23 protein-coding genes and 1 riboswitch are annotated in these 21,802 nt (G+C 72.0%); of the genes, 15 read left to right on the top strand and 8 right to left on the bottom strand.

What is annotated here, in order from left to right:
• Nucleotides 1-8: 8 nt before the first annotated feature.
• A complete protein-coding gene (locus N912_RS0101110; RefSeq protein WP_028920970.1) occupies nt 9-1,148 on the bottom strand; it encodes an ABC transporter substrate-binding protein in 1,140 nt (379 codons plus the stop codon).
• A 312-nt stretch (nt 1,149-1,460) separates the two neighbouring features.
• Nucleotides 1,461-2,033, bottom strand: a complete 573-nt coding sequence (locus tag N912_RS48720) for a TetR/AcrR family transcriptional regulator (RefSeq protein WP_245645144.1) — start codon at nt 2,031-2,033, stop codon at nt 1,461-1,463.
• 80 nt (nt 2,034-2,113) lie between these two features.
• On the opposite strand from N912_RS48720, the gene N912_RS48715 reads away from it, so the two are divergent.
• The 6 genes from N912_RS48715 to N912_RS0101075 all read left to right on the top strand — a co-directional run bounded on the left by N912_RS48715 (nt 2,114) and on the right by N912_RS0101075 (nt 8,037).
• Nucleotides 2,114-2,485 carry an ester cyclase gene (locus N912_RS48715; RefSeq protein ID WP_037062603.1) on the top strand — a complete coding sequence of 124 codons (372 nt, stop codon included), beginning with the start codon at nt 2,114-2,116 and terminating at the stop codon, nt 2,483-2,485.
• Between the two features lie 93 nt (nt 2,486-2,578).
• A complete protein-coding gene (locus tag N912_RS0101095; RefSeq protein ID WP_028920969.1) occupies nt 2,579-2,911 on the top strand; it encodes a metalloregulator ArsR/SmtB family transcription factor in 333 nt (110 codons plus the stop codon).
• Nucleotides 2,911-4,338: an ABC transporter substrate-binding protein gene (locus N912_RS0101090; RefSeq protein WP_028920968.1), complete on the top strand. Its 1,428-nt coding sequence runs from the start codon at nt 2,911-2,913 to the stop codon at nt 4,336-4,338. The genes N912_RS0101095 and N912_RS0101090 overlap by 1 nt, the downstream gene beginning before the upstream one ends.
• Before the next feature lie 102 nt (nt 4,339-4,440).
• Nucleotides 4,441-5,991, top strand: a complete 1,551-nt coding sequence (locus N912_RS0101085) for an amidase (RefSeq protein ID WP_028920967.1) — start codon at nt 4,441-4,443, stop codon at nt 5,989-5,991.
• Between the two features lie 392 nt (nt 5,992-6,383).
• Nucleotides 6,384-6,992 (top strand): superoxide dismutase family protein, encoded by a 609-nt coding sequence (locus N912_RS0101080; protein WP_028920966.1) that lies wholly within the window; start codon nt 6,384-6,386, stop codon nt 6,990-6,992.
• A 187-nt stretch (nt 6,993-7,179) separates the two neighbouring features.
• Nucleotides 7,180-8,037 carry an IniB N-terminal domain-containing protein gene (locus N912_RS0101075; protein ID WP_028920965.1) on the top strand — a complete coding sequence of 286 codons (858 nt, stop codon included), beginning with the start codon at nt 7,180-7,182 and terminating at the stop codon, nt 8,035-8,037.
• A 6-nt stretch (nt 8,038-8,043) separates the two neighbouring features.
• Here N912_RS0101075 and N912_RS0101070 read toward each other — a convergent pair whose 3' ends face one another.
• The gene (locus N912_RS0101070; protein WP_028920964.1) at nt 8,044-8,913 is read right to left on the bottom strand and encodes an alpha/beta fold hydrolase; all 870 of its coding nucleotides are present in this window, start codon (nt 8,911-8,913) and stop codon (nt 8,044-8,046) included.
• Nucleotides 8,914-9,079: 166 nt separating this feature from the next.
• On the opposite strand from N912_RS0101070, the gene N912_RS48710 reads away from it, so the two are divergent.
• On the top strand, nt 9,080-10,687 hold the full coding sequence (locus N912_RS48710) for an APC family permease (RefSeq protein ID WP_051579426.1): 1,608 nt from the start codon (nt 9,080-9,082) through the stop codon (nt 10,685-10,687).
• A 4-nt stretch (nt 10,688-10,691) separates the two neighbouring features.
• On the opposite strand, the gene N912_RS0101060 is transcribed toward N912_RS48710, so the two are convergent.
• A complete protein-coding gene (locus N912_RS0101060) occupies nt 10,692-10,943 on the bottom strand; it encodes a CBU_0592 family membrane protein (RefSeq protein ID WP_028920963.1) in 252 nt (83 codons plus the stop codon).
• Nucleotides 10,944-10,950: 7 nt separating this feature from the next.
• Nucleotides 10,951-11,021: riboswitch (guanidine-III (ykkC-III) riboswitch) on the bottom strand.
• A 43-nt stretch (nt 11,022-11,064) separates the two neighbouring features.
• On the opposite strand from N912_RS0101060, the gene N912_RS0101055 reads away from it, so the two are divergent.
• A complete protein-coding gene (locus tag N912_RS0101055; protein ID WP_028920962.1) occupies nt 11,065-11,544 on the top strand; it encodes an NUDIX hydrolase in 480 nt (159 codons plus the stop codon).
• On the opposite strand, the gene N912_RS0101050 is transcribed toward N912_RS0101055, so the two are convergent.
• Nucleotides 11,532-12,701 (bottom strand): FAD-dependent oxidoreductase, encoded by a 1,170-nt coding sequence (locus N912_RS0101050; RefSeq protein ID WP_037062602.1) that lies wholly within the window; start codon nt 12,699-12,701, stop codon nt 11,532-11,534. The genes N912_RS0101055 and N912_RS0101050 overlap by 13 nt on opposite strands.
• Nucleotides 12,702-13,808 (bottom strand): cupin domain-containing protein, encoded by a 1,107-nt coding sequence (locus tag N912_RS0101045; RefSeq protein ID WP_051579425.1) that lies wholly within the window; start codon nt 13,806-13,808, stop codon nt 12,702-12,704.
• A gap of 47 nt (nt 13,809-13,855) precedes the next feature.
• Here N912_RS0101045 and N912_RS48705 point away from each other — a divergent pair, with 47 nt between their 5' ends.
• The gene (locus N912_RS48705; RefSeq protein ID WP_064745125.1) at nt 13,856-14,668 is read left to right on the top strand and encodes an IclR family transcriptional regulator; all 813 of its coding nucleotides are present in this window, start codon (nt 13,856-13,858) and stop codon (nt 14,666-14,668) included.
• Here N912_RS48705 and N912_RS0101035 read toward each other — a convergent pair.
• Both N912_RS0101035 and N912_RS0101030 read right to left on the bottom strand, forming a co-directional pair.
• On the bottom strand, nt 14,590-15,708 hold the full coding sequence (locus N912_RS0101035) for an alpha/beta hydrolase (protein ID WP_211261104.1): 1,119 nt from the start codon (nt 15,706-15,708) through the stop codon (nt 14,590-14,592). The two genes, N912_RS48705 and N912_RS0101035, sit on opposite strands and share 79 nt — an antisense overlap.
• 6 nt (nt 15,709-15,714) lie before the next feature.
• Complete coding sequence (locus N912_RS0101030) at nt 15,715-16,278, bottom strand: VOC family protein (RefSeq protein ID WP_028920958.1); 564 nt, start codon at nt 16,276-16,278, stop codon at nt 15,715-15,717.
• A 101-nt stretch (nt 16,279-16,379) separates the two neighbouring features.
• Between N912_RS0101030 and N912_RS0101025 the strand changes: the two genes are divergently transcribed.
• The 6 genes from N912_RS0101025 (at nt 16,380) to N912_RS48695 (ending at nt 21,798) form a co-directional block, all read left to right on the top strand.
• A complete protein-coding gene (locus tag N912_RS0101025) occupies nt 16,380-17,180 on the top strand; it encodes an IclR family transcriptional regulator (RefSeq protein WP_084210511.1) in 801 nt (266 codons plus the stop codon).
• A 101-nt stretch (nt 17,181-17,281) separates the two neighbouring features.
• Nucleotides 17,282-18,457: an ABC transporter substrate-binding protein gene (locus N912_RS0101020; RefSeq protein WP_028920956.1), complete on the top strand. Its 1,176-nt coding sequence runs from the start codon at nt 17,282-17,284 to the stop codon at nt 18,455-18,457.
• Nucleotides 18,454-19,329: a branched-chain amino acid ABC transporter permease gene (locus tag N912_RS48700; protein WP_037062601.1), complete on the top strand. Its 876-nt coding sequence runs from the start codon at nt 18,454-18,456 to the stop codon at nt 19,327-19,329. The genes N912_RS0101020 and N912_RS48700 overlap by 4 nt, the downstream gene beginning before the upstream one ends.
• On the top strand, nt 19,326-20,246 hold the full coding sequence (locus tag N912_RS0101010; RefSeq protein ID WP_028920955.1) for a branched-chain amino acid ABC transporter permease: 921 nt from the start codon (nt 19,326-19,328) through the stop codon (nt 20,244-20,246). The genes N912_RS48700 and N912_RS0101010 overlap by 4 nt, the downstream gene beginning before the upstream one ends.
• A complete protein-coding gene (locus tag N912_RS0101005) occupies nt 20,243-21,025 on the top strand; it encodes an ABC transporter ATP-binding protein (RefSeq protein WP_028920954.1) in 783 nt (260 codons plus the stop codon). The genes N912_RS0101010 and N912_RS0101005 overlap by 4 nt, the downstream gene beginning before the upstream one ends.
• Nucleotides 21,022-21,798 carry an ABC transporter ATP-binding protein gene (locus N912_RS48695; RefSeq protein WP_051579424.1) on the top strand — a complete coding sequence of 259 codons (777 nt, stop codon included), beginning with the start codon at nt 21,022-21,024 and terminating at the stop codon, nt 21,796-21,798. The genes N912_RS0101005 and N912_RS48695 overlap by 4 nt, the downstream gene beginning before the upstream one ends.
• Nucleotides 21,799-21,802 lie beyond the last annotated feature (4 nt).

Here is a 21,802-nt window from a genome sequence, read left to right as displayed (position 1 = left end):
ACTCCCGTTCAGACGTCCGATTCCACGTTGACGAAACCGACCTTGCCCAGGTCCCCGACGACCTTGTTGACAAAGCGGCCGCCCTCCTTGACGACCCTGAGCAAATAGATCGTCTGATAGGGATCGTGATGGTTCGGGTCGAACGTCCAGGGGCCACGAACACTGTTTCTCACCTCGCCGAGGTTCTTGAGCGCGTCGATGAGGGCCTTGTCGGTGACCGGCCCCCTGATCCCGCTCACCGCCTGGTCGAGCACCACCATCGCGTCGTACTGGTTCATCGAGGCGATGCTCGGCACCGCGTGGTAGGCGTCCTCGTACGCCGTGACGAACGCCCTGTTGGCCGGCGTGTCCAGCTCGGCGGACCAGGTCTGAGCCACCTGCACACCCTCGGCGGCCGCTCCCGCGGAGGCCAGCACGTGTGGGTCGGACAGGTCGCCCGCCCCGTACAGGCCGAGCCGGTCGGCGAAGCCGAAGCGCCTGTACTGCTGGATGAAACCGAGGGCTTCCGAGCCGGCGTAGAAGGCGAACACGTCATCGGCGCCCGCCTGGACCGCGGCCTGCAGGGCGGGCTGGAAGTTCGAGGTCTCGCCCAGCACCGTGAAGTGCCGGCCGACGACCTTTCCGCCGCCCTCGACGAAGCCCCGCCGGAAGCCTTCGACGGTCTCGGCGCCACCGGCGAATCCGGGCGCGATCAGGAAGAACTTCTTGTCCACCAGGTCGGGTTTCGCGGCGAGCGACCTCCCGAGCGCGTAGCTGGGCTGCGCATTCCCGAAGCCGACCCGCCAGACGTAGTCCGAACCCCGCGAACCCGTGAGCGCCCCGGCGCCGGCGACGGTGATCACCGTGGGGGTCCTGGTGACCTCGGCCATGGGGCGGACCGCCAGCCCCGAGGCCGAGCTGACGATGCCGGTCAGCACGCTGATCCGGTCCGCCTGCAGCACCTTCTGGGCCGCGGTGACCGCCGTCTGCGGCGTGGCACCCTCGTCGGCCAGCACCGTCTCGACCTCCCGGCCGCCGAGCCTGCCGCCGTGCCGGCTCAGGTACAGGTCGTAGGAGCGCTTCATGTCCTGGCCGAAGGAGGCAAAGACCCCGGACTGGGGGGCGAACAGCCCGATCTTGACCTTGCCGTCATCCACGCCGGACCGCACGAGCGCGCCACAGCCGGAAACGACCAACGCAAGCGCACCCGCCAGCAGAATTCCCAGCACACGCCGCGAAAAAGGTCGACAAGTGGTGGGAAAACCAAACACTGCCTGCTCCTTTGCGGCGAGAACCGGATTACCAAAACCCGGCGACCTCTCACACCGTGCGATGTGACCTGGCGCTCATCGCAGCAGTATCCCCAGCGTCCGCATGCAGATCCAATGCCTGTTCACATGGCCGCCATACCTGTTCGGACATGCCATTAGCGGCTACCGGTTCGCGCCCACGTTATCGGTGGGCATTCGCTACAGGCGCACTCAACATTCACCACCGGTGGCGAGCAGCCTGGCCGCCTCGGCGCGCAGCTCCGCCTCGGCCCGGGGACGGACCTGCTGCTGGACGATGCTGCCCAGCAGCCAGGACAGCAGGGCGCGCGCGGCGGCCTCGCGGTCGGCCACCTGGCCGGCGAGCAGCTCGGCCAGCAGCGCGCGCATCTTGTCGAGCTGCGCCTCGGCGGCCCCGGTGGAGCCGCGCCGGCCGGCGGCCACCCAGTACTCGAACCACAGGTACGCCGCGTGTGGCCGCTCGGCGAAGGTGGCCAGGTACGCCCACAGCACCGCCCAGAGCCGCTCGCCGGGATCCTCGTGCCGGCCCGCGACCTCGCGCAGCGAGACCAGCATGGCGTCCACGTGCGCGGCCATGGCCCGGTCGATGATCTCGTCGATGTCCTCGAAGTAGTAGTGGATCGCGCTCTTGGTCAGCGGGCTGGCGTCCGCGACCGCGCGCGCCGTGCACCCGGCCAGCCCGTCGCGCGCGAGCACCTCCCGGGCCGCCTCGATGATCCGCCGGCGCTTGTCCCGCTGCTTCGGAGAGGGCTCGTCGATCGCCACCGCTCCCACCCTAGTGCGATCAGGACATCTGTCCTAATATTTCAGGACACGTGTCCTAGCAAGCACCCCGAGGAGGCGCCATGTCCACCGAGGCCAACAAGACCCTGGTCCGCGAGATGATCGAGCAGGTGTGGAACGCCGGGAGCATCGAGCGGCTGCCCGAGTTCTGGGTCGACGACACCCGCCCCGAGGCCGAGGGGCTGCACAGCATGCTCACCGGAGCCTTCCCCGACCTGCGGATCACCATCGACGACCTGATCGCGGAGGCCGACCGGGTGGTCGCCCGGCTCAGCTTCGCCGGCACCCACCTCGGGGCCTTCCGGGACATCCCGCCGACCGGGCGGCCGGTGCGCTTCGGAGCGATCCGCATCTACCGGATCGCCGGCGGCAAGGTCGCCGAGACCTGGGCGCACCAGGACTCGCTCGGCCTGCTCGGACAGCTGCGTTCCTGACCCGATCATCAGCGGGACCCGCGACCCCTTGACACATGGGGTGGAATACCCTCTGAAGAGATCGAATCCGGTGGCCGGAAGGAGCTCGGCGAAGTGGACGTTGACCACGCATTCGACGCCCTCGCGGACCCGGTCCGGCGCGAGATCCTGGCGTTGCTCTCGCACCGCGAGGAGCTCAGCGCGGGCGAGCTCTCCGAGCAGGTCAGCCGGGTCGGCCGCACGGCGGTGTCCAGCCACCTGCGCAAGCTGCTCAACGCCGGCCTGATCACCGAGCGCCGCACCGGCCGGTTCCGGTACTACTCGCTGAACCCGAACGGGACGGCCCGCGACGTGCTCACCCTGCTCCAGGCGTTGTTCCAGGACTCGCTGGCCCAGGCGAAACGGACGGCGGAGGCCGGGGCGGCCGCGCGCAGCCACGCCGGGTAATGGGCACGCTGGCGTTGACCGCGGAGGAGCGGATCAACGTTCCACCGGCCGCGGTCTTCGACCTGTTCGGTACCGGCAACGCCGGCTGGGTGTTCGACGCCGCCTGCGACCGGGTCGAGGTCGGCGCGGTGATCACGCTGCGCGCCCCGCTCGACGGTGCCGCCGCGGCGCCGGTGGACATCCTCGGGCGCATCTCCAAGGTCCGCCGCCCCGGCCGCATCGAGATCACCCACGACCAGCCGTGGCGGGGCCGGCTGCGGCTGCGGTTCGACCCGGACGGCGCCGGCACCAGGGTCCGGCTCAACGCCGAGATCGACGAGCGCGGGCTGGAGTGGCTGATCCGCCGCCGGGGCCACGTGCTGGCCGACCGGGCGGATCAGGCGGGGCCCCGGATCGGCCTGCTGACCAGCAAGTCGGGCCCGGGCAGCGTGTTCGCCGCGGCCACCGACAACGTCGCCACCATGACCGTCGACGAGATCAACGCCGACGGCGGCATCCTCGGCAAGCCCGCCACGCTGATGGTCGGCGACGACGGCACCAACCCCGACACCGGCGTCGCCGAGGCGTGGCGGCTGGTCCGGGGCGGCTGCCGGACGATCTTCGCCACGACCACGTCCGCGACCTTCGCCGAGGTGTCGGAGGCATTGCGCGGGGCGGACGTGCTGTTGGTGCACGCGGTGATGAACGAGGGCGGCCTCGCGGACCGGCTGCGCATCCAGCTCGGCGAGCGGCCCGGCCACCAGCTCGCGGCGGCCGCCAAGCCGCTGATGCGCGAGGCCGGCGGGAACCGCTGGTTCCTGGCCGGCAACGACTACAACTGGCCGCGACACGCGCACACCGCCGCCCGCTCGGTGCTGCCGCACCAGGGCGCCAAGCTGGTCGGCGAGCGGTTCGCGCCGCTGGGCTCGCAGGACTTCAGCCCGGTGATCGACGCGATCCTCGCCTCGGGGGCGGACGTGGTGCTGTCCACCTTCGTCGGCGCCGACGCGGCGGCCTTCGAGCGGCAGTGCCACGCGATGGGCGTGCGGGAGCGCTGCCGCACGCTGGCGCTGGCCATCGACGAGTCCACCATGGAGCGGATCGGCCCGGCCGCCTCGACCGGCATCTACGGCGCGTCCGCCTACTTCCAGCGGCTGCCCAGCGACCAGAACAAGGCGCTGGTCCGCCGCTACCGCGACGGCTACGGGCCGTGGGCGCCGCCGCTGTCCACGCTGAGCGAGACGGTGCACGAGGCGCTGCACATGTGGGTGGCCGCGGTGCACAGCGCCCGCACCACCGAACCGGACGCGGTGGCCCGGCAGATGCGCTCGGGCGCCTTCGACTTCCCGCGCGGCAACGTCGCGATGGACGGCCCCGGCAAGCCCCACCAGCGCCTGTACCTCGCGGAGGCGGTGCACGGCGAGCTGGAGCCGAAGTTCGCTTTGTAAGGTGCACAAAATACCGTGTCGACCCGTCGAGACTCGTTGACATGTAACGCCGACCACTCCTAGGTTTCGGCACACCACCCGACCTATCCACGGAGGACAGGCGTGCCCATCCCACCCCCCACTCCGGCTCAGCTGGCCGCCCTGAACGACCACTACGGCCTCGGCCTTTCCGAGTCCGAGCTCGCCGAGTACGCGCCGTTCGTCGAGGGCGGCCTGGGCGACTGGGCCACCGTCGAGCGCCGCTACGCCGAGATCGCGCCGGCCCCGCCCGAGCGCGCCTGGACCCGGCCGACCGAGGCGGAGAACCCGCTGGGCGCCTGGTACGTGACGACCTCGATCACCGAGACCGACTCCGGCCCGCTGGCCGGCCGCACCGTCGCGATCAAGGACAACACGGCCGTCGCGGGCGTGCCGATGATGAACGGTTCGAGCACCCTGGAGGGGTTCGTCCCGTCCAGGGACGCCACGGTGGTCAGCCGGCTGCTCGCCGCCGGCGCCACCGTCACCGGCAAGGCGGTCTGCGAGGACCTCTGCTTCTCCGGCGGGAGCTTCACCTCGCGGCCGGGGCCGGTGCGCAACCCGTGGGACCCGACCCGCAACGCCGGCGGCTCCTCCAGCGGCAGCGCGGCGCTGGTCGCGTCCGGCGCCGTGGACCTGTCCACCGGCGGCGACCAGGGCGGCTCGGTGCGCATCCCGAGCTCGTTCAGCGGCACCGTCGGCCACAAGCCGACCCACGGGCTGGTGCCGTACACCGGGGCGTTCCCCATCGAGCAGACCGTCGACCACATCGGCCCGATCACCCGCACCGTGGCCGACGCCGCGCTGATGCTCCAGGTGCTCGCCGGCGTGGACGGCCTGGACCCGCGCCAGCCGACCACGCTGCCCGAGGTGGACTACCTGGCCGAGCTGCAGCGGCCGGTGGACGGGCTGCGCATCGGGATCCTCACCGAGGGCTTCGGTACCGCCGAGGCGGACCCGGCCGTGGACGAGGCGGTCCGGGCCGCGATCGAGGTGCTCCGGTCGGCGGGCCTGGCCGCCGAGCCGGTCTCGGTCCCCTGGCACCGCGACGCGCAGGCCGTCTGGGACGTCGTGATCACCGAGGGCGCCGCCTTCCAGATGATCGACGGCAACGGGTACGGCATGAACCACCAGGGCCTCTACGACCCGGAGCTGATCGCCTACTACGGCCGCCAGCGCCGCGAACGGGCCGCCGAGATGTCCAAGACGCTCAAGTTCGTCGCCATGACCGGCCGGCACGCGTTCGAGCAGGGCCGGGGCCGGTACTACGCGATGGCGCGCAACCTGGTCCTGGAGGTGCGCAAGGCCTACGACGCGGCGCTGGCCGACTACGACGTGCTGGCCATGCCCACCCTGCCCTACACCGCCAAGGAGCTGCTCGGCCTGGACGCGCCGGTGGCGGACTACCTGCCGCGCGCGCTGTCCATGCTCGCCAACACCTCCCCGTTCGACGTGACCGGGCACCCGGCGATCAGCGTGCCGACCGAGCTGGTCAACGGCCTGCCGGCCGGGCTCATGCTGGTCGGCAAGCACTTCGACGACGCCACCGTGCTACGGATCGCGCACGCCTACGAGCTGGCCGTCGGCGGCTTCCCCGCCCCGCCGGCAACCGTGGGCGCGTCGGCGGCGACATGACGATGACGACCTGAGGCGGCGCCGGCGCCCCGCCGAGGCACCCACTCCCTGGCCTCGGCGGGCGCCGCCTCATCCCCGTCCAGTGTCGTGCAAACGAGGTTCCTTGCCCGGATTCGGTGATCCAGGTGCTGTGTCCCCGCGGGACACCCGCACCCGGGCAACCGCAAGGCTGTGTCTGATTCGGAGCCCCCGATACCGGGTTTGTATCGGGGGCGACGACCTTCGGTCGACGACGCTGTGCCTTGCGGGGACACCCCGCACCCCGGGGGCGGGCGCCGCCTGGGCGCCGAAGACGGGTAAGACGACCTCGTTTGCACGGCACTTGCTACCCGATCCGGTGGCTTTGTCCCCCGGTAGGGGCTAGACACGGCCGGTAGTCAGATGATGGCTTCATGCGTTCGCTTTCCCCTCCCCTCTTAGTCTTCGCCGGCGCGCTGCTCGCCGCCGGGCTCGCTGCCGGGTGCGCGACCCAGGCGCCTTCCTCGCAGCCGTCGCAGCCGCCCACGCACCAGCACTCCTCGGCGACCAACCCCGGGCAGACCGCCGTCGGCGCCACCTTCGGCACGGACGACGCCGCGAGCAACTACGACAAGACCCTGGTCCCGAACGGCGCCAAGATGGTCGTCGCGGAGTACATCTACGACGGCTCCACCACCGTCACCCTCAACGTGCGTGGCCTGGTGCCCAACCGGGCCTACGGGGCGCACGCGCACGCCATGCCGTGCGGCCCGAAGGGCGACGACGCCGGGCCGCACTTCCAGCACGAGACCGACCCGGTGAAGCCCTCGGTCGACCCCAACTACGCCAACCCGCGCAACGAGATCTGGCTGGACTTCACCACCGACGCGCAGGGCAACGCCACCGCCGCGACGACCGTGCCCTGGGTGTTCAGCAACGCCCGCGCGGCATCGGTGGTCATCCACGCCGACTCCACCCAGACCGGCCCGGGAAAGGCGGGAACGGCGGGCGCACGGGCCGGCTGCCTGAGCGTCGGATTCTGACAAATCATCTGCCTTAATCACACGACCGGGGCCGCTTCACCCTAAGGGCTGCGTTTCCGGCGAGCCATCCACGACGACCGTCGCGGGCCGCTTTACGCTTTTTGTCACGAAAGTCACCGGCAATCGAGAAATGTGACAGAACGGCGACGAGCGGCCCGCGACAAGTCTTCTGGAGGTTCGACCGACCATGGCCACCCCGCTGATGAGCTGGATCGAAGGCCTACTCCGTGACCCGGACGCCCGCGAGGCGTTTCTGGCCGATCCGGACGGTTACGCCGAAGACCACGGATTCCGTAACGTATCCAGCGCGGACGTTCAGGACGCGTTATCACTGATCGCGGACGATAACCATTCGAACTTCTCCCAGAGCGCGCACTTCCCACCGCCACGCCACTCGAACCACCACAGCGATGACGGCGGCGCGCATTACCTTCGCGGTTACTTCGAGGAGAACCAGAAGGCGATCGAACGACACGAGACCGAGTTGGACAACTCGGTCGACCAGGACATCGACACCGGCCGCGGCCACCACGACCACTATTACGACCACGACGGGAACTTCGACCAGGTCGTGGACAACGACCCGGTGCTGGCCACCGGCGACGGCTCGGTGGGCACCGGCGGCACCATCGCCGACGACACCGTCACCTCGGGCGACGCGAACCTGGTCGGCCAGGGCGACCAGGCGGTGACCGGCAACCACAACTCGACGGCCTTCGGCACGGGCGAGGCCCTCGGCACCGGCTTCCAGGGCGTCCGCTTCGATGACGGCGGGGCACTGGGCGTCCGGGGCGACACCTACACCGACCGCGACGCCAACGACACCGACACGGCGGTGCGCAACTCCGGCTCCGGCGACAACGCCGTCAACTCGGCCGGCGACCACGGGTACGCCGACCAGCAGACCGACCAGACCTACAACGACACCAGCGTCCGCTCCGAGTACGAGGACGCCACCCGCACCGACACCCACGAGCAGACCAACTCGCACAACGACACCAGCTACCGGGACAGCCACGACACCATCGAGGTGCACCACCCCTGAGCGGCGTTACGACCCCAGGATGGCCTCGGTGACCGCCGCCGGGGCCTCCCGGGGCGGGAAGTGGCCGACCCCGTCGAGCAGCACCCGCCGGTAGCCGGCGCGGAACAGGTGCTCCTTGCCCTCGGTGGTCTCCGGGAGGTTGTCCGCGTCGTCGGCCCCGTGCACGACCAGCGTGGGGCGCAGCACCGGGGCCGGCTCGGCCAGCCGCCGCTCGATCTCGTCGTACGCGGGGTCCCCGGCGGCCTCGCCCCAGCGGTGCAGGTAGGCGTGGACGGTGATCGCGGGCCAGTCCTCGTTGTCCCAGGCCCGCGCGGCCCGTTCGAATTGCGAGGATTCGAACGTCCAGGTCGGCGACCAGGTTTTCCACAGGTAGTGACAGAACGCGCGCCGGTCGTCGTGCATGGCGTTACGGCCACGCTCGGTGGCGACGAACCACTCGTACCAGTAGGCGTGCGTGAGCGTCCAACTGAGCGCGGCGTCGGGCCGGTTCGTGGCGTGTCCGGCGGAGATGGCGACAATGCGCCGTACCCGTTCCGGAAACAGCGCGCCGACCACATAGGAGGCCCGCGCCCCCCAATCGTGACCGACAAGGACGACGTCTCGCAGGTCGAGCGCGTCGAGCAGGTCGGCGAGGTCTTTGCCCAGCGCCCCGATCTGGCCGCTGCGCACCTTGTCCGGATCGCGGAAACGGGTGGCGCCGAAGCCTCTCAGGTAGGGCCGGAACACCCGGTACCCGGCGGCGTGCAACCCCGGTAGCACCGCATCCCAACAGTGCGGGTCATCCGGCCAGCCGTGCACCGCGACCAGCGGGTTCCCGTCCTCCGGTCCGCTGGTCTCGCAGGCAATCTCCAGGTCCGGTGTGACGACCGTGCTCACTCGTCAAATCTCCTGTCCATTCCGGAGTGCGCTCTGTCCGGTGGTTGTGAATAATGCCCCGGTTGGGTCCGAGGGGGGCTCAGCCGGATCACGTCACCACTCTGACAGGTGACGGAGGCGGGATCAACGACGTGCCGCGGCCCGGCCGCGCGCGAGGAGCAGCCTGATGACGGACTCGAGTCCCGAGTTTTCCACCCAGCACACGGCCACCGACGGGCCGTCCCAGCGGCAGGAGATGCCCCGCAGCATCGGGCTGTTCAGCCTGGTGTTCGCCGCCATGGCCTCGATCATCGGCTCCGGCTGGCTGTTCGGGCCGCTGGCCGCGGCAAAGCTGGCCGGCCCGGCCGCGATCCTGGCCTGGCCGCTGGCCGCCGTGCTGTTCGGCCTGCTCGCGCTGTGCTACGCCGAGCTGGGCGCGATGTTCCCGGTGTCCGGTGGGGTGGTGCGTTTCCCGCACTACGCCTTCGGGACGGTGGCCGGCGCGATGGTCGGCTGGATCATCTACCTGGGCGCCGTCACGTTCCCGGCCATCGAGGTCGAGGCGGCGCTGGAGTACGCCACGAACTACCTGCCGTTCCTGACCCACAAGGTCAACGGTGTCACGGTGCTGACCGGCCCGGGGTACGTGATCGCGGCGCTGATGCTCATCCTGTTCGCCGTGATCAACCTGGTCGGCGTGCGGTGGTTCATGCGCGCCAACAACGGGATCATGGTGTTCAAGCTGTTCGTCATGCTGGCGGTGGCCGTGTCGTTCTTCGCAACCGCGTTCCACCCGGACCGGCTGACCGCGTTCGGTGGGTTCGCCCCGAGCGGGCTGAGCGGGCTGCTCACCGCGATCGCCTCCGGGGGCGTGGCGTTCGCCTACACCGGCTTCCAGCAGCCGGTCGCGGTGGCCGGTGAGGTCCGCAACCCTGGCCGCAACGTGCCCAGGGCGATGCTGCTCGGCCTGGGCATCACCTCGTTGCTGTACTTTCTGCTGGAGCTGGCCTTCCTGTGCGGGCTGCCGGCCGAGGCGCTGGCGAACGGTTGGTCGAAGCTCGGCTTCCCGAACGACTTCGGGCCGCTGGCCGGGCTGGCCACCCTGCTCGGCCTGGGTTGGGTGGCCGCGCTGCTCTACATCGACGCGATCGTCTCCCCCGCCGACTGCGGGCTGAGCTGGGCCATGATGACCTCACGGATCTCCTACGGCATGGCCGAGAACGGCGCGCTGCCCAGCCCGATGGCCCGGCTCAACCGCCACGGCGTGCCGTGGATCGGCATCCTGGTCGCGACCGCGATCGGCCTGCTGCTGTTCATGCCGTTCCCCGGCTGGCAGACCTTCGTCTCGTTCATCACCTCGGCGGCCGTGCTGTCCTACGGCACCGGGCCCATCGCGCACGCCGCGCTGCGCCGCCAGCTCCCCGACCAGCCCCGCCCGTTCCGCACCTGGGGCGGGGACCTGATCCCGTTCCTGGCGTTCTACGCGGCCAACCTGATCGTGATCTGGAGCGGCTGGAAGACCGTGGAGAAGCTGCTGCTCGCCACGGTGGTCGGGGTGGTGCTGCTGCTCATCCAGCAGGCCCGGGGCGCCATCCGGGCCCGGCGCGAGCACTGGATGGCCGCCGCCTGGCTGCTGCCATGGCTGGTGGGGCTGGGCATCGTGAGCGCGCTGACCACCTTCGAGGGCGGCAGCGGGGTGATCTCGTTCGACTGGTCGTTCCTGGCCGTGCTGGCGCTGTCCGCGCTGATCTACGCGCTCGCGGTGCGGATGCGGCCGGCCCGCCCGGTGATCTGACGCCTCACCCCGGTCCGTGCCCGCCGCGTCGCCCGGTGACCAGCGACGCGGCGGACACGATCGCCCAACTGCCCTCCAGCAGCAGGAACCCCCACGAATGCTGCGCCAGCGCGATCACCGCGAGGGTCGCCGAACCGACCAGGTTCAGCACGAGGTAGGTCAGCGAGTGCATGTCCAGCCGGCGCAGCTGGGCGGCCCCGAACGCGAGCAGGATCAGCAGCGAACCGCCGATCTCGATGATGTCTACAAGATCCATGATGACGGGCGCGCCGTCTTGTCTGGGCCGGGTACGGCACGCGCTCGTCCGGGGCCGTCGCGGAGATGCGACGCCTGAACCTCAGGATAGCTCGGCCGGACCGGCGAAGTAGGCTCTGGTGATGCCCGTCTCCAGCGCCGGTGCGTTGCTGTTCAGGTCCGACGCCGACGGGCGGTTCGAGGTGCTGCTCGGGCATCCCGGCGGGCCGTTCTTCGCGCGCCGCGACGACGGGGCGTGGTCGATCCCGAAGGGCGAGTACGACCCCGACGAGGACCCCCGCGCGGCGGCGGCCAGGGAGTTCGCCGAGGAGCTTGGCGCACCGCTGCCGGACGGACGGGAGTTCGAACTGGGCACGATCCGGCTGCCCAGCGGGAAGCGGCTCACTGTGTACGCCGTCGAGGCGGACTTCGACGCCGCGAGCGCGCACAGCAACACCTTCGAGATGGAGTGGCCACCGCGCTCGGGCCGGACCCAGAGCTTCCCGGAGATCGACAGGGCCGAGTGGTTCGACCTGGCCACCGCGCGGGTCAAGCTGTCGAAGGGCCAGGCGGAGTTCCTGGATCGGCTGCTCGCGGCCGCGGGCGTGGATCAGCGCGCGTAGAGCCAGTCCACCCACCGGTAGTCGGCCGGGTCACGCTCGCGCAGCAGCTCGTTGCGCACCGCCCGGAACAGCCCGTCGGCGTGCCACAGCTCGCCCCAGGCCCGCGCCCGCCGCTGCACCTGGCCGGTGCGGCGCGGGCGGGCGTCGTTGTATCCGGCCAGCACGGCCTCCCAGTCGGCGTCCTTCCCCGCGTCTTTGGCGGCCAGCGCGCCCAGGCAGTCGGCGTCCTCGATGGCCTGGCAGGCGCCCTGCGCGAGGTACTGCAGCATCGGGTGCGCGGCGTCGCCGGTGAGCGCGAGCCGCCCGCGCACCCAGTTCGGGATCGGCTCCCTGTCGTACATCCGCCAGCAGCGGTCCCGCCAGAGGAACGGCAGCGCCGCCCGCACCGCGTCGCAGGCCGGCGCGAACGCGGCATCCAGCTCCTCCGGACCGCCCCACTCCGGCTGCCCGGCCACGGCCGCCGGCGACTCGAACACCGCGACCTGGTTGAACATCTCGCCGCCGCGCAGCGCGTACTGCACCAGGTGGCAGCGCGGACCGATGTACACCACCACGTCGTGCACCGCCAGGTCCGCGAGCCCGCTCACGTCCGTGATCGGAATCGCCCCCCGGTAGGCCACGTAGTTCGAGCTCACCGGCTCGTCCGCGCTGATCTGGGCCCGCAGCGTGGAGGTCAGCCCGTCGGCGGCGATCACCAGCTCGGCGCGGTCCCGACGCCGCTCGCCCACCGCCTCCGCCCAGCCGGCGCCGTTCTCGACCGCGCGCACCTCGGCGTCCGTGACCAGGTCCACGCCCGCGTCCCGGCAGGCGGCGAGCAGGATCTCGTGCAGGTCGCCGCGATGCATCACCACGTACGGCGCGCCGTAGCGGCGCCGCACGTCGGCCAGGTCCAGGTGGCTGAGCGGGCGGCCGTCCAGCGCGTCCCGCATGGCGATCCGCTCCGGCAGCACGCCCCGGGCGATCACCTGGTCCAGCAGGCCCCACTCGCGCAGCGCCCCGGTGGCGTTGGGCGCGAGCTGCAGCCCGGCCCCGACCTCCCCGAAGCTCGCGGACCGCTCCAGCACCCGCACCGACCGGCCGGCCCTGGACAGCGCGAGCGCGCAGGACAGCCCGCCGATGCCGCCGCCGACCACCACTACGTCGACGTCCGGCACCATTCACTCGCTCCGCGCGGCGTTCAGGCGCTCGATCACCGGGGCGTCGCTGAACCGGAACAGGTCCAGCTCGGACCCCGCGGTCAGCGCCAACGGCTGCCAGGACGGCACCACGAACAGGTCACCCTGGCCGACCGTCCACTCCGCCTCGCCCACGCGCACCGCACCCTCCCCGGCGAACACCAGGTAGACCGACGACCCCACCTCGCGGGCCGGCTCGGTGGCGGTGCCGGCGCGCAGCCGGTGGAACTCCGCGCGGATGGTCGGCATGACGTCCCCGCCGGTGGTCGGGTTCGTGAACCGCACCGCCGCGTGCCCGGGCGCCAGCACGCCGGGATGCCCCTCGGCCTCCAGCGCGAGCTGGTCGGCGAGCGCCGCGTCGGTGTGCTCCCAGCGGTACGCCGCGATCGGCGAGCTGGCCGCCGCCTCCTTCTGGGAGACCGGCCGCAGCCCGGGATGCGCCCAGAGCCGCTCGGACCGCGACCGCTCCGGGGTGGAGGTGTCCTCCACGTGGTCCGGCCCGGGCTCGAAGAACCCGGTGTCCAGGTAGCGCGCGAGCGGGATGTCCAGCCCGTCCAGCCAGGCCATCGGCTCGGTGGTGGCGTTGTGGTGGCCGTGGAAGGCCCACCCCGGCGTGAGCAGGAAGTCGCCCCGCCGCATCGCCACCGGGTCGCCGTCCACCGCCGTCCACACGCCCTCGCCCTCGACGACGAACCGGAACGCGTTCTGGGTGTGCCGATGAACCGGCGCGTCCTCGCCGGGGTTGAGGTACTGGATGGCCGCCCACAGCGTCGGCGTGGCGTACGGCGCCCCGCCCAGCCCCGGGTTGGCCAGCGCGATCGCCCGCCGCTCCCCGCCGCGACCGACCGGGACCAGGTCACCGGCGCGGCGCGCCAGCGGCAGCAGCTCCGACCAGCGCCACCGATGCGCCACCGCGTTGGACCGCGGCGAGAGCGGCATCAGGTCGCCGATCTCGGTCCACAGCGGCACCAGCAGCTCGTTCTCGAACCCCCGGTACAGCTCCTCCAACGCGGGCGTCGGTTCCGGCTGACCCGGCCCCGCCACGGCTTTCAGAGTCACGGGAGACCGCGCCGGCTGCGTCGTCGTCATGGCTCGACGGTAGAACCGTTCTTGACAGCAGCACATAGCATTCTGTTGTGAAGAACCGACCGGCCTACGCCATCGACTCGGTGGACAACGCACTGCGGCTCGCGGTGCTGCTGCGCGACGAGGGGCCGATGCGGGTGTCCGAGGCCGCCCAACGGCTCGGCGTGGCCCGCTCCACCGCGCACCGGCTGCTCACCATGCTCAGCTACCGGGACTTCGCCGAGCAAGCCGAGGACCGCCGCTACGTCGCCGGCCCCGTCCTGCGCGGCACCACCGCGACCGAGCCGACCGCCCTGCTGCGCGCGCTGGCCCTGCCGCACCTGCACGCCCTGGTCGAGCACACCGGCGAGACCGCGAACCTGATGGTCCGGGTCGGCGCCCAGATCCGGTTCCTGGCCACCGTGCAGTGCGAGCAGGTGCTGCGGGTGGGCGACCGCGAGGGCCGGCTGCTGCCCGCGCACCTGACCTCCGGCGGGCGGACGTTGCTGGCCGCGCTGCCCGAGGCCCACCTCGCGGCGCTCTACCCCGCGCCGGAGTTCGACCTGCCCGCGCTGGCCCGGCTGCTGCGGCGGGTCCGCCGGCAGGGCTTCGCCGTCAACGACCAGGAGACCGAGATCGGCGTCACCGCCGTCGGCCTGCCGGTCCGGGGCACCGACGGCCAGCCCGTGGGCGCGCTCTCGCTCGCGGTCCCGACCGCCCGCTACTCCCGCGACCACCTCACCGACTGGGTCACCGCCCTGCGCGCCGCCGCTGGCCGGCTGGAGCGCGACCTGGAGGTGGCCGGTCAACCGCCCCGGGACGCCACCCAGCCGGCGAGCAGGTCGGCCACCACGTCGCGGGCTCCCGGCGGGTCCCGGAAGTAGTGCTCGCCGGCGAGCAGGTGCAGCTCCCGGTCGGCCGCGGCGAGCGCATCGAAGATCGCCCGCGCGTCGCTCTCGTACACCCCGGCGTCCGCCCTGGCGTGCACCACCAGCGCCGGCACCGTGACCCTGCCCAGGTGCGGCGCGCCCCGGCACTGCGAGGTCCGCAGGCTCCACATGGACAGCCAGGTGCGCAGTGTGGACTGCACGCCGGCGCCGAACACGCCGTAGTTCGCCGCCATCGGGTCGCCCAGGTAGCAGTGGCGGGGCCGCCGGTCGGAGGGTTCGATGGCCGGGTCGATCATGCGCAGGTCGGCCCAGGTGCGCCGGGTGTGGAACAGCCGGTCGGCGGCCCGGGTGCCGCGCAGCGCGTCCAGCTGGTGCAACGCCCAGTCGGTGATCCGCTCGTTGCGGGCTCGCTGCGCGTCCCGGTAGCGGCGCTGGAAGTCCGCGTCGAACGGCGGTCCGTTCGCCGGGTCGTAGGGGTCGAGCGCCGGGTCGACGGACAGCGGGTCGCACTCGTCGGTGACCGACGGATCCATCCACGCGGTGAGCACCTCGGGCCGGCCGGGATGCGCGGCCAGCGAGACGTACAGGTCGCCGGCGGGCAGTCCCGCGATGGCCTCGGCCGCCCGGTCACCGGACGGCGTGACGGTGGGCTCGACGGCCTGAGACTGGTACGCCGCCATCAGCGAACCGCCGCCGGAGTTGCCCAGCAGCACCACCCGCTCCACCCCGGCCCGCTCGCGCAGCCAGCGCACCCCGACGCCGATCTCCGCCAGCGCGTGATCGAGCAGGAAGTACGCCTCGTTGCCCCGGAACCGCGTGTTCCAGCCCAGGAAGCCGTACCCGCGCGCCGCCAGGTACCCGGCCAGGTAGTGCTCGGAGAAGTCCACGTTGTAGTGGGTCGCGATGAACGCGGTGGTGGGCCTGCGTCCGGCCGGCCGGTGGTAGACGCCCTGGCACGGGTGCCCGCCCGCGCCGGCCCTGGGTACGAGCGGTGAGTCGAGCCCGACGAACTCCCGGTCCAGCCCGTCCGCCACGCCCGCTCAGACCGCGGCCGGCGCGGTGCGCTCGCTGCCCCGGCGCGGCTGGTGCTTGACGTCCGCCTCGGTGAACCCCCGCAGCCAGCAGGCGAACTCGAGCAGCTCGCCGTCCGGCCCGGTGAAGTAGAACGATCTCACAAATACTCCGTCGTGCAGCTCGCCGGTCACCCCCGCCGGGCTGTCATCGTGGTTGATCACCGGGCTGACCTCGACACCCTTGCCGCTCAGCTTCGCGTAGTACTCGTCGAACCGCTCCGGCGGCACCGAGAACGCCACATGGTTCATCGACCCGACCGCGCTGACGATCTCCCCCGCCCCCGGCATGGCCGCCGGCGCGGACACCCCCGGCACCCCGTCCGGCGCCGTCGGGAACCAGAAGAACGCCAGGCAGTCCCCGTTCCCACAGTCGAAGAAGAAGTGCTGCCCGAGCCCGCGCGGCAGCTCGATCGTCTTGATCAACGGCATGCCCAGCACCCCCGAGTAGAACTCGACGGTCCGTTCCATGTCCGAACACACCAGGGCCAGGTGGTTCACCCCGCCCAGCTGAAACTCCTGGTTGCCTGCCACGTCAACCTCCGCTGGTCATCGAGCCCGGAGAGCCGAGCCTAACCCCGCTCACCACTGTGCGGAACACCTCTCTGCCAGGCGGCCGACTACTGTTTTCTGCTGTGAAGAGAGCGACCGTGTCGACGCACCCCGGCGGCGGCGGACCCGTGCCCCAGTACCCGATCGAGTCGGTGGACAACGCGCTGAAGGTGCTGCTCCTGCTCGGCGAGCGCGACGAGCTCCGCCTCACCGACGTCAGCGAGTACCTCGGGGTGGCATCGTCCACCGCGCACCGGCTGCTCGCCATGCTCCAGTACCGAGGCTTCGTCCGTCAGAACGAGCACACCAAGGCCTACGGCCCCGGCACCGCGCTGACCGGCGTCGCGTTCGCCATCCTGCGCCGCAACGACTTCCGCCGCATCCTGCGCCCGCACCTGGAACGCCTCAACCTCGAGCTCGAGGAAACCGTCCACCTCGCCCTCCTGGACGGCAACATGGTGCGCTTCATCGACGCGATCGAGAGCCCGAAGGCCGTCCGCGTCGCCTCTCGCCTGGGCCGCTCGATGCCCGCGCACTGCACCTCGACCGGCAAGTCCATGCTCGCCCAACTCTCCGCCGACGAACTGCACCGCCTCTACCCCGACGAACACCTGGAGCCCCTCACCGACAAGAGCATCGCCTCCCGCACCGCCCTGGAACGCGACCTCGCCACCGTCCGCTCCCTCGGCTACGCGACCAGCAACGAGGAGAGCGAGGCCGGCGTCGCCTCGGTGTCGGTCGCATTCCCGACCCGGTTCACGCCGGCCCGAATCTCCCTCAACGTCTCGGTCCCCACCAGCCGAATGTCCGCCCCCGTCCAGCGCGCCATCGCGACAGCGCTCCAGGCCGCGGTGGCGCTGGCCGAACCCCAACTGCACGGCTGACCGCCGGCGCCACGAGGAACGGCACCCCCTCGCTTGACCTACGGTGCGAGTACTCCTACTGTGCAGACCGATTATCTGCATAGCAGAGACCAGGGGCAACGATGCCGCTCTCCTCCGCCGCCGGTCCGCCTCGGATCACCCGCCGGGCGCTGGGCGGTCTCGCGCTGGCCGCGGGGCTGTCGGCGGCCGGGTGCGCGGCCGGTTCCTCCGGCTCCACCTACCGGTTCGGAGTGATCACCAGCCAGACCGGATCGGGAAGCCAACTGGGAGTCGGCGAGCTGCAGGGCGCACAACTCGCCGCGGACACGCTCAACGCCGGCGGCGGCATCCGCGGCCGGACCATCGAGCTGATCACCGCCGACGACCAGAGCACACCCGTCCAAGCCGTCCTCCAGGCCCGCCGCATGATCGGCAATGTCGACGCCCTCATCGGCCCCACCCTCGCCGCGAGCTGCAACGCGGTCACCCCGCTGGCCGAGAGCAGCCGAACGGTGACCTACTGCCTCTCCCCCGGCATCAAACCAAAACCGGGCGGCTACGTCTGGTCGGCCAGCGTGTCCACCAGAGACCTCAGCGAGCGGATCCTGCGGCACTGGCGATCCGGCGGCATGACCCGGATCGGACTCCTGCACAGCACCGACGCCAGCGGCGAGGAGGGCGGCGCCTCGGTCCACGCCGCGGCGAGCGCCCTACCCGGCACCGAGGTCGTGGCGGAAGGGAGCTTCGAACCCGGCGCCGTCTCCGTCACCGCCCAACTCCAGGCCGTCCTCGCGGCCCGCCCACAAGCCCTGGTGGTCTGGAGCACCGGCGCGGCGGCGGCCGTGGCGATCAAGGCGATCGCCCAGCTCGGGCTCGACCTGCCGGTGGCCACCACGAACGGCAACCTGACCTACGCCTTCCTGCGCCGCATCGCGGACTACACGCCGAAGACCCTGCTCATCCCGGCCACCCAGGACTTCTGGTGGCGGCAGTCGGACCGCCCGGCCCCCGCGCCCGAGCTGGAGGAGCGCTACCACCGCGACTTCCAGGCCCGCCACGGCGCCCAGCCGGACTTCGGGCCGGGGGTGGCCTACGACGCCGTGCTGCTGCTCGCGGACGCGCTCACCCACGGCACCGGCGACCGGGGCACGCTGAAGGAGGACCTGGAGCGACGCGAGGTGGTCGGCGTGGCCGGCACCTACCGGTTCCGGCCCGACGAGCGGCGCGGGCTGGGCGTGGCCGACGTGGCCATGGTGCGGGTGGCGAACGGCGGCTTCGTCCCGGTGGAGGAACGGTGAGCGCGGCGCTGCAGGTGCTGTTCGGCGGCGTGGTGGACGGCTGCGTGTACGCGCTGGTCGCGGTCGGGATGTCGCTGGTGTACTCGATGACCAGGGTGATCAACCTGGCGCAGGGCGGGTTCGTGGTGCTGGCCGCGCTGGTCACCGTCTCGCTGCAGCAGGCCGGGCTGGCGCCGCTGGTCGCGCTGGTCGTGGCGCTGGTCGGGTTCGGGGCGGGGATGGCCGGGGTGGACCGGCTGGTGATCAGGCCGGCGGCTCGGCGGTCCGGCAACCAGCGGATGCTGCTGGTCACCGTCGGGCTGCTGCAGGCGGTCGGCGGACTGCTGCTGGTGATCTGGGGGAACCTGCCCTACACCGGCCGGCCGTTCACCGGCGGGAGCCCGATCGTCATCGCCGGAGTGAGCGTGCAGCCACAGCAGCTGTGGATCCTGGCGCTGCTGGCGGTGGCGGTGCTGGCGTTGACGCTGCTGCTCACCCGCACCGAGCTCGGGCTGACCATGCGGGCCACCGCGTCGCGCCCGGAGGCGGCCGAGCTGGTCGGGGTGGACACCGACCGGGTGCGGTTGATCGCGTTCGCGCTGTCCGGGGTGATGGCGGCGCTGGCCGGGGCCTCGGTGGTGCCGATCACGTTCCTGCAGTTCGACACTACGACCACGTATGCGGTGGCCGGGTTCATCGCCGCCGTGCTCGGCGGGCTGGGCAGCGTCGGCGGGGCGGTGCTCGGCGGCCTGGCGCTCGGGGTGGTGCAGGCCGCCTTCAGCCGCTACACCGGAGCGTCGCTGGCGCAGGTGGTGACGATCGTGCTGCTCATCGCGCTGCTGCTGGTCCGCCCGGCCGGCCTGCTCGGGCGGGTGGAGGAGGTGCGGCGGTGAGGAGGTGGCTGGTCGTCGGCGCCGGCGCGGCGCTCCTGATCGCGCTGCCGTGGCTGACGCCTGGGTGGACCGAGCTGTTGGTCATCGTGGAGATCTTCCTGCTGGTGGTGCTCGGGCTGGACGTGCTGACCGGGCAGGCCGGCCAGGTCTCGCTGGGGCAGACGCTGTTCATGGCGGTCGGGGGGTACGGAGCCGGGCTGCTCACCGTCCGGGCGAACTGGCCGACCTGGCTGGCGGTGCTGGCGCCGGCGGTGGCCTCGGCCGGGCTGGCGGCGCTGTTGGGCTGGGCGTTTTTGCGGCTGCGCGGGTACTACCTGGCGCTGGCCACGCTGGGCCTTGCCGTGGTCACGCAGGCCACCGCCACCGGGCTCGGAAAGGTCACCGGCGGGCCGTCCGGGCTGGTCGGCGTCCCGAGCCTGACGCTGGGTGGCTGGCAGGTGTTCTCCGATACCGCGAACTACCTGGTGTTGCTGGTGCTGTGCGTGCTGGGCGCGTGGTTCACCACGAACCTGCGGCGCGGGCAGACCGGGCGGGCGCTGGCCGCCGTCGAGCACGACCCGCAGGCGGCCGCCATGCTCGGCATCAACCCGGCGCGCTACCGCACCGGCGCGTTCGTCGTGGCCGCCGTGTTCGCCTCGGTCGCCGGCAGCCTGTACGCCTACTACCTGCGGTTCATCTCCCCCGACCTGGTCAGCGTGACGGTGGCTCTGAGCATCGTGGTGATGCTCGCGCTGGGCGGGCCGCGCACGGTGGCCGGGCCGCTGCTCGGGGTGTTGCTGCTGCAGGGGCTGCCGCTGGTCGGGCAGGCGTTCGCGCTGTGGCAGCCGCTGGTCGCCGGCGTGGTGCTGGTGCTGGTATTGACTTACCTGCCGGCCGGCCTCTGGGGCGGGCTGCGCGGCCTGGCGGGGAAGTCATGACAGACCCGGTCCTGCACGCCAGCGGCCTGACCAAGCGGTTCGGCGGCCTGACCGCGGTGGACGGGGTGGACCTGACGGTCCGCCCGGACACCATCCGCGCGGTGATCGGCCCGAACGGCGCCGGCAAGACCACCCTGCTCGACCTGATCACCGGCTTCACCCGCCCGGACGCCGGCGCCGTCACGTTCGACGGGCACGACGTGCTCCGGCTGCCGCCGCACCGGCTGCCCGGCCTCGGGCTGATGCGCACCTTCCAGTCCGCCCGGCTGGTGCCCCGGCTGACGGCCAGGGAGAACGTGATGCTCGGCGCGCACCACCTCACCAGGGCGCGGTTCCTGGCCGACGGGCTGCGGCTGCCGCTGGCCCGCCGCGAGCAGCGGGCGCTGGCCGAGCGGGCCGACGCCGTGCTCGACCACCTGGGCCTGCGCGGCTACGCCGAGCACAAGGGCTCCGAGCTGCCCACCGGCGTGGCCCGGCTGCTGGAGGTCGGGCGCGCGCTGGCCGGGGCGCCGAAGCTGCTGCTGCTCGACGAACCGGCCGCCGGGCTGGACGGCGCCGAGACCGCGGAGCTGGCCGGCGTGCTGCGCGGGGTGGCCGCCGCCGGCACCGCGATCGTGCTGATCGAGCACGACGTGGACCTGGTGATGTCGATCAGCGACGAGGTGCTGGTGCTGGACGCCGGGGCGGTGGTGGCCGACGGCCCGCCCGCCGAGGTCCGTGCGGACCCGGCCGTGCTCGCCGCGTACCTCGGAACCGTGGAACAGGACACGACCCCATGAGCACGCTGGCCGTGGACGGCCTGGAGGTCCGCTACGCCGCCGTCCGCGCACTGCGCGACGTGTCACTGACCGCCGCACCCGGCAGCGTGACGGCGCTGCTCGGCGCGAACGGGGCCGGCAAGACCAGCCTGCTGCGGACCGTCGCCGGCCTCAACAGACCGACCGTCGGTCGGGTTCTGCTGGACGGCGACGACATCACCGGCCTGCCGGCGCACCGGCTCGCCAGGATGGGCATCTGCCTGGTCCCGGAGGGCCGGCAGCTGTTCGCCGAGCTGACCGTCGCGGAGAACCTCCGGCTGGGCCTGCACGGCACCGGCATCCGTTCCGAGCGCGACGTCACGGAACGCATCGACACGGTCTGCGCGACCTTCCCCGCGCTGCGCGAGGCCCTCCCACGCCGGGCCGGGCTGCTCTCCGGCGGGCAGCAGCAGATGGTGGCCATCGGCAGGGCGCTGGTCCGCCGACCCCGGGTGCTGCTGCTCGACGAGCCCTCGCTCGGCCTGGCCCCACGGCTGGTCACCGAGATCCTGGCCACCGTCGGCCGGCTGAGCGCGGACGGCGTCACCGTGCTGCTGGCCGAGCAGAACGCGGCGGCCGCGCTGCGCTGCGCACATCGGGGCGTGGTGCTGCGCGGCGGCGCTGTGGTCCGCGACGAGGCCGCCGCCGCACTCCTGCACGACGACGAGGTGAGCCACCACTACCTGGGCGCCGCCACACCGTCCGCGCCCGCGCCACCTCGAGGGCTCCCTTCAATACTTCGAGAAGAACTATGACGGC

This window comes from Actinospineispora acaciae DSM 45401 (genome assembly GCF_000620785.1).
Classification (GTDB): domain Bacteria; phylum Actinomycetota; class Actinomycetes; order Mycobacteriales; family Pseudonocardiaceae; genus Pseudonocardia; species Pseudonocardia acaciae.
Note: the sequence above shows the minus strand (reverse complement) of the source record. Positions and strands in the feature narration are given on the sequence as shown.